10 protein-coding genes and 1 pseudogene are annotated in these 13,135 nt (G+C 69.5%); 8 read left to right on the top strand and 3 right to left on the bottom strand.

What is annotated here, in order from left to right:
- Positions 1-8 precede the first annotated feature (8 nt).
- The 3 genes and pseudogenes from ACIG5F_RS16780 to ACIG5F_RS16770 all read left to right on the top strand — a co-directional run bounded on the left by ACIG5F_RS16780 (position 9) and on the right by ACIG5F_RS16770 (position 3,347).
- Positions 9-1,136: a glycosyltransferase gene (locus ACIG5F_RS16780; RefSeq protein WP_396518592.1), complete on the top strand. Its 1,128-nt coding sequence runs from the start codon at positions 9-11 to the stop codon at positions 1,134-1,136.
- A 180-nt stretch (positions 1,137-1,316) separates the two neighbouring features.
- Positions 1,317-1,907 (top strand): annotated as a pseudogene (locus tag ACIG5F_RS16775) (GNAT family N-acetyltransferase); the annotation flags it as partial.
- A 93-nt stretch (positions 1,908-2,000) separates the two neighbouring features.
- Positions 2,001-3,347 (top strand): glutamate-1-semialdehyde 2,1-aminomutase, encoded by a 1,347-nt coding sequence (locus tag ACIG5F_RS16770; RefSeq protein ID WP_396518811.1) that lies wholly within the window; start codon positions 2,001-2,003, stop codon positions 3,345-3,347.
- Positions 3,348-3,969: 622 nt separating this feature from the next.
- Here the strand turns inward: ACIG5F_RS16770 and ACIG5F_RS16765 are convergent.
- Positions 3,970-4,800, bottom strand: a complete 831-nt coding sequence (locus tag ACIG5F_RS16765) for a hypothetical protein (protein WP_396518591.1) — start codon at positions 4,798-4,800, stop codon at positions 3,970-3,972.
- Between the two features lie 284 nt (positions 4,801-5,084).
- Here ACIG5F_RS16765 and ACIG5F_RS16760 point away from each other — a divergent pair, with 284 nt between their 5' ends.
- Positions 5,085-5,663, top strand: coding sequence for an RNA polymerase sigma factor (locus tag ACIG5F_RS16760; RefSeq protein WP_396518590.1), 579 nt, complete (start codon positions 5,085-5,087; stop codon positions 5,661-5,663).
- A gap of 244 nt (positions 5,664-5,907) precedes the next feature.
- Here the strand turns inward: ACIG5F_RS16760 and ACIG5F_RS16755 are convergent, their stop codons facing one another.
- Entirely contained in the window at positions 5,908-7,071 is a 1,164-nt protein-coding gene (locus ACIG5F_RS16755; protein WP_396518589.1) for a pyridoxal phosphate-dependent aminotransferase, read from the bottom strand.
- A gap of 81 nt (positions 7,072-7,152) precedes the next feature.
- Here ACIG5F_RS16755 and ACIG5F_RS16750 point away from each other — a divergent pair, with 81 nt between their 5' ends.
- Entirely contained in the window at positions 7,153-8,424 is a 1,272-nt protein-coding gene (locus ACIG5F_RS16750; RefSeq protein WP_396518588.1) for a DUF445 domain-containing protein, read from the top strand.
- Positions 8,425-8,713: 289 nt separating this feature from the next.
- On the opposite strand, the gene ACIG5F_RS16745 is transcribed toward ACIG5F_RS16750, so the two are convergent.
- Complete coding sequence (locus tag ACIG5F_RS16745; RefSeq protein ID WP_396518810.1) at positions 8,714-9,247, bottom strand: CGNR zinc finger domain-containing protein; 534 nt, start codon at positions 9,245-9,247, stop codon at positions 8,714-8,716.
- Between the two features lie 158 nt (positions 9,248-9,405).
- On the opposite strand from ACIG5F_RS16745, the gene ACIG5F_RS16740 reads away from it, so the two are divergent.
- The 3 genes from ACIG5F_RS16740 to ACIG5F_RS16730 are packed head-to-tail and all read left to right on the top strand — an operon-like array spanning position 9,406 to position 12,940.
- Positions 9,406-9,927 carry a PadR family transcriptional regulator gene (locus tag ACIG5F_RS16740; protein ID WP_396518587.1) on the top strand — a complete coding sequence of 174 codons (522 nt, stop codon included), beginning with the start codon at positions 9,406-9,408 and terminating at the stop codon, positions 9,925-9,927.
- Positions 9,924-10,610: an ABC transporter ATP-binding protein gene (locus tag ACIG5F_RS16735; RefSeq protein WP_396518586.1), complete on the top strand. Its 687-nt coding sequence runs from the start codon at positions 9,924-9,926 to the stop codon at positions 10,608-10,610. The genes ACIG5F_RS16740 and ACIG5F_RS16735 overlap by 4 nt, the downstream gene beginning before the upstream one ends.
- 59 nt (positions 10,611-10,669) lie before the next feature.
- Positions 10,670-12,940, top strand: coding sequence for an FtsX-like permease family protein (locus ACIG5F_RS16730; protein ID WP_396518585.1), 2,271 nt, complete (start codon positions 10,670-10,672; stop codon positions 12,938-12,940).
- Positions 12,941-13,135 lie beyond the last annotated feature (195 nt).

The following is a 13,135-nucleotide window of genomic DNA, read 5'->3' as shown; positions in this document are numbered from 1 at the left end:
TGGCCGCCATGTCCGGTCCCAGAATCTGCTTCGTGACCAGCTATCCGTTGTCCCGCCAGGATCTCGGGGGGAGCGGCTGGGTGGACCGGCGGCTGCTCCCGGTGCTCACCGGACTGGCCGACGACATCGAGGTGGTGTGTGTCACCGGCCCCGAGGGGCACTGGTCGGAGCGGGTCGGCGAGCACGAGGTGTCAGCCCGGGCGGCCGGCGCGGTTCCGCTGGAGTTGCGAGGCGATCGTGGCGCCCTGGCTCGGGTCGCCGCGGGTATGTTGATCAGTCCAGAGCCTTATCTGGCTCGCAAGTTCTCGGTGTTTCCCGGCTGGCGCAAGGCGGTCGCGCTGCTGCGCGACCGCGCGGCCGGACGACGGGTGGTGACCAGCGGATGGCCGGGCCTGGTGCTCGGGGCCGCCGCCGGGGTTCCGGTCGCCGCGCACGTGGCGCACAACGTGGAGTCGACGATTGCCGTCGAGCACTCCCCCCGGGCGCTGAGGATGCTCGGCGAGATCCCCCGCCTGCGGCGGATGGAACGGCGGCTGCTCGAGATGCCCGACCACGTGTTCGCACTGTCCCGCCGGGATGCCGCCGAGCTGGACGTGCCTGCCACCGCGCTGCCGGTTCCGCTGTCCACTGCCTCGGCCGGTGTCTCGGCCGGCCGCACGGTCGGGTTCATCGGCAAGGCGAGCTGGCCGCCCAACGAACGAGCCCTGCATGTGCTGTTGGGGCCCGTGCACGATCGGCTGTCCGCCATGAATGTCGACGTGAACTTCGTGCTGGCCGGCAAGGGGACCGAGCAGTACGCCGACCATCCGAGGGTTGTCGCGGCCGGACCGGTGGCCGATGTCGCCGATTTCTACGCCCGGGTCGGCGTCGCGGTGGTGCCCAGGTTCGGCGCCAGCACCGGTGTCAGCGTGAAGGTCTTGGAGGCGGCCGAATTCGGCGTGCCGTCGGTGCTGCCCAGTTCGCTGGCCGAGGCGATCGATCCGGACGGTCCCTGGCTGGTCGCGGAGAGCACCGACGAGGTGTCCGAGGCGATTCGGCAGTGGAGCTCCGGCGAACGGGCGCCCGATGCCGTCGGCTGGGCACGCCGACAGGACGCGGCCCGTACCGCTGCCCTGCTGCGTAACGCCTTTGCCTGATCCCCGTGACGGTCACGTAACGAATTGCGGGGAGCGGAGCGATGCTCACCTCGATGCGTGCGCCGCCGGGAACGTCCGGGGATTTCCTTACGGAAAGTGTTAAACGATCACCCGTAAGGGTTATCTCAACTGTGGTTTGTCATACACGGGGTTGGCTGCGCGATCGGCCCGTATGAGGATGTGCGGCACGGAGGTCGTGTCGACGGTGAGGAGGTCCGGGTGCCCGGTCTGATCCGTCAGGCACTGCGTTTCCGTGTGGCATCACTGAGTTCGGGTGGGCTCGTCACGCTCGGTCCGGTCGTGACCAGGGGAAAGGTGGTCGAGCTGCGGCCCCCGGACGCCGCCGACGCCGTCGAGTGGTCCCGCCTGGTGCGTCCGGAGCGTGAGCGGCTGGAGCCTCGATGGGCGGACAGCGATCTCGATTGGGTGAATCGCACCAGCAAGGATGCCTGGCGCGACCGGTGCGCGCAGCTGCGCCGGTCGGCCAAGGACGGGACAGCACTGCCCTTCCTGATCACCGTCGACGGCAGCATCGCCGGTGAGCTGCTGCTTGACCGGGTCGACCGCGAACGCGGTTCCGCCGAGGTGGAGGTGTGGATCTCTGAGGCACGCGAGGGCGCCTCGATCACCGCCTCGGCGCTGCGGTTGTTGTTGCACCACGCCTTTGGCGAATACGAGCTGCGGCGGTTGACGGCTGCGATCCCCGTCGGCGACCGTAGCGCCGCCGTGCTCTTCAGCCGCGCGGGTTTTCGCCGCGAGGGCCTGCTGCGCGGATACCGGGCAACTGCCGACTACGAGCTGTGGTCGCTGCTGGGGACCGACCGGCCTGAAGAGTCCATTTCGGACTTACCTATAGTGTCGGCGATGGACGTTCCCAGCAGTAGTAGGGGTTTCGAGCGCTCCAGCGCCCTGCAACGGCGGCTGCACGAGTTGGTGCCCGGCGGTGCGCACACCTATGCGCGAGGCTCCGACCAGTATCCGGAAGACATGGCGCCGGTCCTCGTCCGCGGCGATGGCAGCCGGGTCTGGGACGCGGACGGCAACTGCTTCATCGAGTACGGCATGGGCCTCCGGTCGGTCACCCTCGGTCATGGCTACCGTCCGGTGCTGGACGCTGTGCAGCGGGCGCTGGCCGACGGCGTGAACTTCTCCCGGCCGACCCGGCTCGAGGTGGCCGCGGCCGAGGATTTCCTGAGCTTGGTGCCCGGCGCCGACATGGTGAAGTTCGCCAAGAACGGGTCGGACGCCACGACCGCGGCGATCCGACTGGCCCGCGCGGCCACCGGCCGTGACATGGTCGCGGTGTGCGACCAGCCGTTCTTCTCCGCGGACGACTGGTTCATCGGCGCCGTCGAGATGAACGCCGGGATCCCGGAGGCCACCCGCGGCCAGACCGTCCGGTTCCAGTTCAACGACCTCGACTCGTTGCGGCTGCGGTTCGCCGAGAGCGGCGGCCAGATCGCCTGCGTGGTGATGGAGGCGGCGACCGCGCTGGCCGAGCCGGAGCCGGGTTTCCTGGAAGGCGTCCGTGCGCTGTGCGACGCCCACGGGTCGCTGCTCGTCTTCGACGAGATGATCACGGGCTTCCGCTGGTCGGCGAGCGGCGCCCAGTCCGTGTACGGCGTGCGGCCGGATCTGTCCTGCTGGGGCAAGGCCATGGGCAACGGATTCCCGATCTCCGCGCTGGCCGGCCGCCGGGACCTGATGGAGCTGGGCGGCCTGCGGACGGATTCGCCCCGTGTGTTCCTGCTCTCGACGACCCACGGTCCCGAGACCGTGTCGTTGGCGGCGTTCCGTGCGGTGGTCAAGGCGTACACCGAGGGGGACCCGATCGGCGTGATGGAGCGTCGCGGCACGGCGCTGGCGGAGGGCGTGAACGCCGCCGCCCGTGAGCTGGGCCTAGCGGAGTACGTGGCCGCGATCGGCCGGCCGTCGTGCCTGGTGTTCGCCACCCGTGACGAGGACGGCCGCCCATCTCAGCCGTATCGGACGTTGTTCCTCCAGGAACTGCTCCGCCGAGGTGTGCTGGGGCAGTCGTTCGTCATCTCGGCCGCGCACACGGTCGCCGACGTCGAACACACCGTTCAGGCCGTTCGCGAGGCGCTGGCCGTCTACCGCCGCGCACTCGAGGACGGCGGTGTCGATCGCTTTCTCGTGGGACGGCCGGTAGCGCCTGCGCTGCGGTCGCTCGCGTCACCACGTCAGCTGTGATGGACGAACGCCTCGCCTCTGCTTGAGCGCCGAAGCTCTCCTCGAACGCTGCATCTCTGCGCGAGTGCCGCGGCGCTGCTCGAGTGGTGAAGCATTGCTCGAGTGGTGCAGCAATGCTCGAAGGCCGACGCATTGCTCCAAGGTTGACGCGGTGCTCGTACGCCGACGCGGTGCTCGGGTGCCGGTGCTGTGCTCGTGGGCCGACGCAGGGCTCGGTTGGTCGCGCACTCGACCGCGGACAGCAATGAGGGCGCTGATCGATGGCCGGAAGATCCGGTTACGACCAGCGCCCTCGGTTGACCACCGCTGACGGTCCTCCGGCGCTGCCCCTCGTAGTGCCGGAGGAGACGTTCACCGGTAGCCAGGTTTTGGGAGCCCCGACGCCACGGGGGCAACGCGACGCCGGGGCCGGCCCCCGACCTGACCGGGCGCGGTCGGCAGGTCGGGAAGATCCGGGACGTCGGGGGAGGGTCGTCGCCCGCGGCATGACACAACCGGGAGGACGTGCTCGACACGATCGCCATGCGCGGCGGTGACCCACTGTTTGGGGGCATCCCCGGGCCCGGATCAGCTCGGCACGGCCGCGAGAGGGCACAAGGGTGCCCTGCGGCCGTTGGCGCGGTCAGTCAGGTGACGTGCTGGGCAGGCCGGGAACGCCGTCGCTCACGCGCTTGGCGCTGTGCTCGTCGGTCGTGGAGCCGGGGCTGGGGCGGAAGCCGGTGCCCGGCGGTGTGATGTCGGCGATGCCGTTGGCGCTGCCGAGGTCATGGCTGGCGGTGCCGCCGGTGGACGGCGTGGAGACGGGCTGTGAGGCCGGCTGCTGAAGCGGCAGCTCGATGGGATTGCGCGGCAGGTCGGGAACGACACCGGTGGGCGAGCCCATGGACGGCTCGGTCGACTTCGAGGCCTGCTGACCGCCGTCGCGGCTCACCGGCGTCGGGGCCGACTGGGCGACATGGACCGGCGCCGGCGGGACTGCCGGCGGCGGCTCGGGCGCCTGAGGTGTGGTCTTGGTCGGGACGGTGACAGTCGTCGAGCCCGTCCAGGTGTTGTCGCCACCGGAGTCGGAACCGGTACCGGACGCACCCTGCCCGATGGAGACAGAGCTGCCGTCGCCGGACGAGGATGACTGTGGCGGCCCGCCCGGATTCGCGGTGCCGGCGGCGGAGCCGCCGTCGTCCGCGGGCGGCTGGATGACCGAGACGCCGCCCGGCAAACCGACGTGGTGGTGGCCGCCGAGCCCCTGGAGCAGGCTGGTGACCAGGTCGGACATGTCCGTTTGGAGCGTGTTGGCGATCGTGTTCGCCGATGGCGCGTCCGACGAGGTGGCCGCGTTGGCGACGGCGGAGCCGAACACGATCGCCAGCAGCGTCAGACCGCCGGTGACGGCGGCGCGGATGACGGCAGCGCGCAGCGCGGAGCCGGTGCACCGCACCGCACTCGTGCTGGCCACTGTCACCACCACCGTCCGCCCTGTCGGCCGAAAACGTTCACGTTGTCGGACTCGGCGATGAGACATGTTTAGCACCGCGATCTCGATTTGCACATGTGCTCGTCGCCGACCACCCGGTTAGGCGGCAGGTCCGTCGCTGTCCGGGTTCAGTCTCGCACAACGTGGCAACTGTGTGTCGCCATCTGCGGGCCGCCACTCGTTTGAGGGTTTTCGGCCATGCGGTGGATCCGATCCGGCCGCCGCCGCTTCTAACCCTCGACCAACTCGCCTACGGGGAGGACCGAGTGCAAGTCAACACATCGTCGGGGACGTCCGAGGCCGATCTGCTCGCCGCCGCCGAACAAGGGGATCGGGCGGCGTGGAGCGAACTCGTGGCCAGGCACACGCCAACCGTCTGGGCTGTTGCCAGAGCGCATCGGCTGAGTCGCACTGATGCGGCGGACGTCGTGCAGAACACCTGGCTGACATTGATCGAGAATATGAAAGGAATTCACAATCCGGCCCGGCTGTCGGCCTGGTTGTCCACCACCGCTCGTCGGCACTCGCTGCGCGCGCTCGCGGCACGGCGCCGCGAGATACCGGTTGACGAGCCACGATCGGACAGTCTGGTCACCGAGGCGGCCGACGTCGACGTCGTGCAGGAAGGCTGGAACGCCGCGCTGTGGAAGGCGTTCGGTCAGTTGTCCGACCACTGCCAGCGGGTGCTGAGGGTCTTGGTGCACTCGCCGGAACTGTCGTACGAGCAGGTGGCCGCCTCGGTCGGCATTGCGCCGGGCAGCGTCGGTCCGACAAGGGGGAGGTGCCTGAGCGAACTGCGGCGAAAGGCGGCGTTGGCGGGTCTGTTCGAGGAGGGTGTGCGATGAAGCATGTGCATGTGCATGTGTCGGTGTGGGGACTGCTCGGGCAAGCGGATCGCGCCGTGCTGAACCAACTCCGTGTGCTGCTGAGCGGAATCGACCCTGTTCCGCGAGAGGTACTAACGGCCGCTGCTTCACTCGGTCAGCGCATTGCGCCGTGTCGGAGGGTAATGGCGGACGTGAGTTGATCGGCTAACACGGCAATGGGGTCTCGAAACGTGTCGAGACCCCATTGTTACGTGCTGTGCACTCAACCGAGCTTGCGGAGCCGTGCGATCGCCTCGTCGATTACCTCGTCGCGCTTGCAGAACGCAAAGCGCACGAGGTGCTGCCACTGCTCGGGATGATCGGTGAACACCTGCACCGGCACGCCGGCCACGCCGATGCGCTCCGGCAGCTGCCGGCACAGCTCGGCGCCGTCGGCGAAGCCGAGCGGGCGCACGTCCGCGCACACGAAGTAGGTGCCGGCGGCCGACCGGACCTCGAAGCCGGCGTCGGCCAGGCCGGCGGACAGCCGGTCGCGCTTGCGCTGGAGGTCGTCGCGCAGCTGGTTCACCCATGCCATCTCGTTGCGCAGCGCGTACGCGACCGCGGGCTGGAACGGCGCGCCGCCGACGAACGTCAGGAACTGCTTGGCCGCCCGCACGGCCGCGACCAGCTCGGCCGGCCCGCACACCCAGCCGATCTTCCAGCCGGTGCTGTTGAACGTCTTGCCCGAGCTGGAGATGGCCAGGGTGCGCTCGTACATGCCGGGCAGCGCCGACAGCGTGACGTGCTCGCGGCCGTCGAAGATGAGGTGCTCGTACACCTCGTCGGTGATCGCGATGAGGTCGTGCTCCTGGCAGAGCCGGGCGACCTCCTCCATCTCCTGCCTGGTGAACACCGTGCCGGACGGGTTGTGCGGCGAGTTGAGCAGCAGGGCTTTCGTGCGTGGCGTCACCGCTGCTCGAAGGGCGTCGACATCGAGCGCGAAGCGGCCGCCGTCCTCGACCAGCGACACCACCTTGCGGGTCGCGCCGGCCAGCGCGACCGACGCCGCGTACGAGTCGTAGTACGGCTCGACGAGCAACACCTCGTCTCCGGGCTCGACCAGCGCGAGCAGCGACGCGGCAATCGCCTCGGTGGCGCCGACCGTGACGAGCACCTGGCTGTCCGGGTCGTACTCGGTGCCGTAGCGCGTGCGGTGCTCGGCGATCGCCTGCCGCAGCTCCGGCCGGCCGGGGCCGGGCGGGTACTGGTTGACGCCGTCGGCAATGGCGCGCTGGGCGGTCGCGAGCATCTCGGCGGGCCCGTCGGTGTCCGGGAAGCCCTGGCCGAGGTTGACGGCGCCGGTGCGGGTGGCCAGCGCGGTCATCTCCGCGAAGATCGTCGAGGTGAACGGCCGCAGTCGGGGCACGAGAGCAGGTGTACGCACATCCGGATCCTTGCCGATACGTCCCCGAAATGTCACCCGGCCGGTCCCGGATCTCCGCCGTCGCGCAGGGCGTCGACGCTCATGCGCAGGGAGAATGGAGTTGTGGAACGACTCACCGCGGCGGAGGCGGTCAAGCGCCGTGCGCTGCGCCGGATGAAGATGGTGGCCGCCGGGTTCCTCGTCCTGGCGACCGTGGTCTACGTGCTCTCCGGCATCTTCGCGGGACCGGTGTGGCTCGGTTACGTGCACGCTGCCGCCGAGGCCAGCATGGTCGGCGCCCTGGCCGACTGGTTCGCCGTCACGGCCCTGTTCCGGCGACCGCTCGGGCTGCCGATCCCGCACACCGCGCTGATCCCGAACCGGAAGAACCTGCTCGGAGCCAGTCTCGGCGACTTCGTCGGCAACAACTTCCTGTCCGAACAAGTCGTGCGGGGCAGGCTGCGGCGGGCCGAGATCAGCAAGCGGGTCGGGGCGTGGCTGTCGCAGCGGGACAACGCCCTGCGGATCACGTCCGAGCTGGCGAACGTGGCCCGTGGTGTGGTGACCGTACTGCGGGACGAGGACGTGCAGGCCGTGGTCGAGCACGCCGTCGTGCAGCGGCTGATGGCCATTCCGTGGGGGCCTCCGCTGGGCAAACTGCTGGGTCAGGTGCTGACCGACGGTTCGCACCACAAGCTGGTCGACATGCTGTGCGACCGGGCCTACGAGTGGGTCCGCGACAACCATGAGGCCGTGCAGCGGGTCGTGTCGGACCGGTCGCCGTCCTGGTCGCCGAAGTTCGTCGACTCGCTGCTGGCCGACCGTGTCTACAACGAGATCCTCGGGTTCGCCTGGTCGGTCAAGACCGACGTGAACCATCCGATGCGGGAGGCGGTGGACCGCTTCCTGATCGACTTCGCCAGCGACCTCCAGACCGATCCGATCACCATGGAGCGGGCCGAGCAGGTCAAGCACCAGGTGCTGACCCACCCCGAGGTGCAGCACCTGATCGGCACCACGTGGGAGAACGCCAAGCGCATGCTGCTGGACGCCGCCGAGGACCCGTCGAGCGAGCTGCGCAAACGGGTGCTGGAGGGTCTGCTCTCGCTCGGCCGGCGGCTGGAGACCGACGAGGCGACGCAGGACAAGGTGGAAGGCTGGCTGGAGGGTGGGGCGGCCTACGTCGTCACGCACTACCGGGCGGAGATCCTGACCTTGATCACCGACACCGTGGAGCGGTGGGACGCCGAGGAGACGTCCCGGAAGATCGAACTCCAGGTGGGCCGGGACCTCCAGTTCATCCGCATCAACGGCACCGTGGTCGGCGCCCTGGCCGGGCTGGTCATCTACGCCTGCTCCCAGCTTCTGTTCTAGGTATGGCAAGCGTTTGTCCACAGGGTGGTGGGGTTATCCACAGGCTGGTGATCGACGCGATCACCAGCGGTCGGCACCGATAAAATGGAGCTGGGCGCGCCCCCTGAGGTGGGCGGGGCTGTCTAAGTGGGCGGGCGCTGGTCATTCCTCGTAGGCCTGGCGGCTGGGTGTGGCTGTGGCTCGTGCGCCCCGCGGACTAGCCCGCGCTGGACCTTGTCGGAACCCCGCCCGAGGTGAGCTGAGCCGACACGTGAGGGTGCCCCGGGGCTCCGGCGATCAGGTCGGGGTGTCAGGAGGCGGTGCTGCGGGCGCGTTCCCGCCAGTTGCGGGCCTTCTCGCGGTTGCCGCAGACCCGCATCGAACACCAGGTGCGGGAGCGGTTGCGGGAGCGGTCGTAGAACGCCAAGCGGCAGTCGTCGGCGGGGCAGATCTTGATCCGTTCCCAGTAGCCGAGCACGGCGAGGCGGGCGGCGGCGGCGAGTACGGCGCCGAGGGCGTCGCCGGCGGTGAGGACGGGGACGCCGGCGCTGAGCTCGATGCGGATGGAGCCGTGGGGCATGCCCTCGGGGGGCGACATCGCGGCCTGAACACCGTGGTGGGCGAGCGCGACGGCCCGCAATGCGTCTCTGCTCGCCCGTGCCTTGTGAGTCGCCCCGGCGGCGCCCAGTCCACGCTCGGCGGCCCACTGTCGCCAGGTGCGCTCGTCGTCGAGCACGTCGATGGCTTCGGTCATGTTCACGGTGTTCAGGAAGGCGAGCAGCAGTTCGACGTCCCGCTCGGCGTCCCAACCGGTTTCCTGCACGGCGCGAGCGCCGGCGGCCATACCAGTCACCACTCCACTGTATGCGGCAAAGCGGTCGAGGGGGCCGAGCTTGTGTCGGAGATGGCACCTGGAGGAGACAAACGTGGCGATATGTGCAGGTCATGACGTATAACTGCGATGTATAGACCGCAGGTATACACCCGGGGTAGAGTTATCGCATGTCGATCGGACTCACCCTGCTGGGCCTCTTGGAGACGGGGCCGCGGCACGGCTACGACCTCAAGCGGGCCTACGACGAGCACTTCGGGCAGGACCGCCCGCTGCACTACGGCCAGGTGTACTCGACCCTGGCCCGGCTGCTGCGCGACGGACTCGTCGAGGTGGACGGGGTCGAGGCCGGGGAAGGGCCCGAGCGCAAGCGCTACGCGATCACGACGGCCGGCGTCACCGACGTCAACGAGTGGCTGGTCACGCCGGAACGGCCCGAGCCGTACCTGCACAGCAACCTGTACACGAAGGTGGTGCTGGCCCTGATGTCCGGTCGCAGCGCGGCCGAGGTGCTCGACGTGCAGCGGGCCTCACACCTGGAGACGATGCGCGCCCTGACCCGCCGGAAGCTGGCCGGTGATCTCGCGGATCAGCTCATCTGCGATCACGCTTTGTTCCACCTGGAGGCCGACCTGCGCTGGCTCGAGCTCACCGCGGCCCGGCTCGACCAGCTGGCGGAGGAGGTTCGGTGACGGACGCGGGGCTGTTGCTGGAGGCGACGGATCTGCACAAGTCCTTCGGGCCGACGCCGGCGCTGGACGGCGCCGGCATGCGGTTGTGGGCGGGCGAGGTGGTCGCCGTGATGGGCCCGTCCGGCTCGGGCAAGTCGACGCTGCTGCACTGCCTGGCCGGCATCATCCGGCCGGACAGCGGCACCGTGTCCTACCGGGGCGAGGAGTTGAGCTCGTTGCCCGATGTCGCCCGGAGCGAGCTGCGGCGTACGGACTTCGGCTTCGTCTTCCAGTTCGGTCAGCTCGTCCCGGAGCTGACCTGCCTGGAGAACGTGGCGTTGCCGCTGAGGCTGGGCGGAATGCGCCGCCGCGAGGCCGAGCGGTCCGCGACCGAGTGGCTGGCCCGCCTTGAGGTCGCCGAGGTCGCGGACAAGCGACCGGGCGAGACCTCGGGCGGTCAGGGGCAGCGCGTGGCGGTGGCCCGGGCACTGGTCACGGGGCCGAAGGTGGTCTTCGCGGACGAGCCGACGGGCGCCCTCGACTCGCTCAACGGCGAACGTGTGATGAGGCTGCTGGTCAACGCGGCCAAGGAGACGAACGCGGCGGTTGTGCTCGTGACGCATGAGGCCCGCGTCGCCGCCTATTCGGACCGTGAAGTCGTCGTGCGCGACGGCAAGACCCGTCAGGTGGAGCTGGCTCAGTGACCCGACCGCGGTCGCGTCGGAGTCTGCCCAGTCGAATACGCCAGTGGTGGAGCGACCTGATGTTGGGGGCGCGCCTCGCGATCGGCGGGGGCAGGGCAGGGTGGGGCCGGCTGGCGCTGACGGCGGTCGGTGTCGGCCTGGGCGCGGCCGTGCTGCTGGCCGCGACCTCAGTGAGCCACATGCTGCAGGCGCGTGACGATCGTGGCTACGCGAGGGGCATCCCCTCAGGCGAGCTGAAATCGCCGGCTCTCTTGGGCGTCGATCCGGTCTATGCAGCCATGCGGCAAAGCCAGTTCGACGGTCGCAACCTCACCGGGCTCATCGTGCAGAAGACCGGCCCGAACGCGCCGTTGCCGCCTGGGGTCGACCGGCTGCCGGATGCCGGGGAGGTCGTGCTTTCCCCGGCGTTGAAGGAGTTGTTGAGCTCGCCGACCGGCGAGCTGTTGCGGCCGAGGTTCGCCGATCGCGTCGTCGGAACCATCGATCCGGTCGGGTTGGCCGGACCGCACGAGCTGTTCTTCTACGTCGGCGTGCCCACGGTGTCGGGGCAGTTCGGTGCGACCGAGGTGTACCGGTTCGGCGTTCCCAGCTCGCCGAGAACCCTGGATGGGTTGCTGTGGCTGCTGATCGTGCTCGGCACGGCGGCACTGCTCCTGCCAGTGATCGTGTTCGTCGCGACCAGCACCAGACTCGCTGCTGCGGCAAGGGATCGGCGGCTGGCGGCCCTGCGGCTGGTTGGCGCGGACGGGGAACAGGTACGGCGGATCGCCGCCGGCGAGGCCTTCGTTGGCGCAGTTGTCGGGCTGGTCATCGGCATGGCGCTTTTCCTGGCCGGTCGAACGGTTGTGCCCAGCATCGACGTCACCGCGTTGCAGGGTGGCATCTTCGTCGAAGACATTCGTCCTGAATGGACGCTCGTGGCGCTGATCGTCATCGCGGTGCCGTTGCTCGCGGTCGGGATCGCGGTGTTCTCGTTGCGGCGAGTCATGATCGAGCCGTTGGGGGTCGTGCGGCGCGCCCGCGATCAGCGGCGCAAGCTGTGGTGGCGGTTGGCGCCGCCGGTGCTGGGGATCGCATTGCTGGCCACTCAGGGCGGCCGGCTCGGCGGAGGCCTCGAAGGCAGCTCGCAGCTGCCGGTCTCGGCCGGCATCGTGTTGCTTCTGTCTTCGGTGCCGTTGGTGCTGCCGTGGATCGTGGAACGGTTCGTGTCGAAGCTGGGCGGCGGATCGCCCGCTTGGCAGCTCGCGGTCCGACGGCTGCAACTGGATAGCGGAACGCCGGCGCGGGTGGCTGGCGGGGTGGCGGTGGTGCTGGCCGGCGCGATCGCGCTGCAGACGGTGTTCATCCCGGCCGAGAGTCGTTACCAGCCCGCCGACGCACGGCCGCCGTCGGTGTCGGTGAACATGGCCAACGCCGGCCTCGAACAAGCGCTGGCGCTTGGAGCCACGTTGCGCAAGATGCCGGGAGCGGAGACGGTCACCGTCTCCGTCACGGTCCAGTTGGTCAGCGCCGACGGTCGCGACGGGATCGCGATGCAAGTCGGAACCTGTGACGAGCTGGCGCGGCTGACCGCGATCGAGCAGTGTCGTGACGGCGATCTGTTCACCGCCGCCAAGCCGGAGAACGGCGAGTTCGTGCCGACCAGCGGTGAACGTGTCCTGGTCGCCGCCGACGCGCCGGGGCGGAAGCAGTCGAAGTTGGTGGAATGGACGGTGCCGGCCTCCGTCCGACCGACCCACGCGCTCACGAGCGAGACCGGTGCCGTCTACGCCACGCCGGCCGCGCTCGCCGGCATCACGGAGCCCGCGGCCAATGCGTTCGCACACGTGCAGCCGAAGTCGAACGACGCCAACTTCGTGGAGTACGTGCGCAATGCTCTGGTGCCGTTCGGGTGGAGCGCGTACGCGTTCGCGGTCACGGACGGGATCGACAGCACGTTCACGTTGATCGGGCGTGTGCTCATGATCGGCTCGGTGATCACGCTGCTGCTCGCGGCGGCGAGCCTGCTGGTGGTGGCGTTGGAGCAGATCCGTGAACGACGACGAGCGCTCGCGGTCCTCGCGGCGAACGGCGTCCCGCGGATCGTGCTGGCGAGGTCGCTGCTGTGGCAGACGGCAGTGCCGATCGCGATCGCCGTGGTCGTCGCCGTGGCGTCGGGCCTGGTGTTGGCCGGCCTGCTCCTGTACGTCACCGGGCAGCGGCTCGCATTCGACTGGACCACCATCGCGGTCTTCGTGGCCGCCGCGATCGTCGCGGTCCTGGCCAGCGCCGGCTGCACCCTGCCGTCGCTTTGGCAGGCGGCCGCCGCGGAAGGACTGCGCGACGAGTGACGCGGTGGTGGTGCGCCGACGCACTGCACCACCGCGCGATCACCTCACCAGAGCGCGATCGCTGTACGAGCGAGCAATCACTGCGCCACTACGCGAGCAATGCAGCAGCGAGTCACCAGTGGACCAGTGCGCGATCCCTCGAGCATCGCGCAAGCGCTGCTGCATCGCGCAAGCTGTGCAGCAGTGTGCGATCAC

Source organism: Kutzneria sp. NPDC052558, assembly GCF_044547355.1.
Taxonomy (GTDB): domain Bacteria; phylum Actinomycetota; class Actinomycetes; order Mycobacteriales; family Pseudonocardiaceae; genus Kutzneria.
The sequence above is the reverse complement of the archived record's forward strand: the minus strand, read 5'-3'. Positions and strand labels throughout refer to the sequence as shown.

What these genes read in the sequence shown, in the direction of transcription:
- ACIG5F_RS16780 (WP_396518592.1), top strand. Translation starts at nt 9, where the DNA reads ATGTCCGGTCCCAGAATCTGCTTCGTGACCAGCTATCCGTTGTCCCGC.
- ACIG5F_RS16770 (WP_396518811.1), top strand. Translation starts at nt 2,001, where the DNA reads ATGGACGTTCCCAGCAGTAGTAGGGGTTTCGAGCGCTCCAGCGCCCTG.
- ACIG5F_RS16750 (WP_396518588.1), top strand. Translation starts at nt 7,153, where the DNA reads ATGCGCAGGGAGAATGGAGTTGTGGAACGACTCACCGCGGCGGAGGCG.
- ACIG5F_RS16745 (WP_396518810.1), bottom strand. Translation starts at nt 9,247, where the DNA reads ATGGCCGCCGGCGCTCGCGCCGTGCAGGAAACCGGTTGGGACGCCGAG.
- ACIG5F_RS16740 (WP_396518587.1), top strand. Translation starts at nt 9,406, where the DNA reads ATGTCGATCGGACTCACCCTGCTGGGCCTCTTGGAGACGGGGCCGCGG.
- ACIG5F_RS16730 (WP_396518585.1), top strand. Translation starts at nt 10,670, where the DNA reads ATGTTGGGGGCGCGCCTCGCGATCGGCGGGGGCAGGGCAGGGTGGGGC.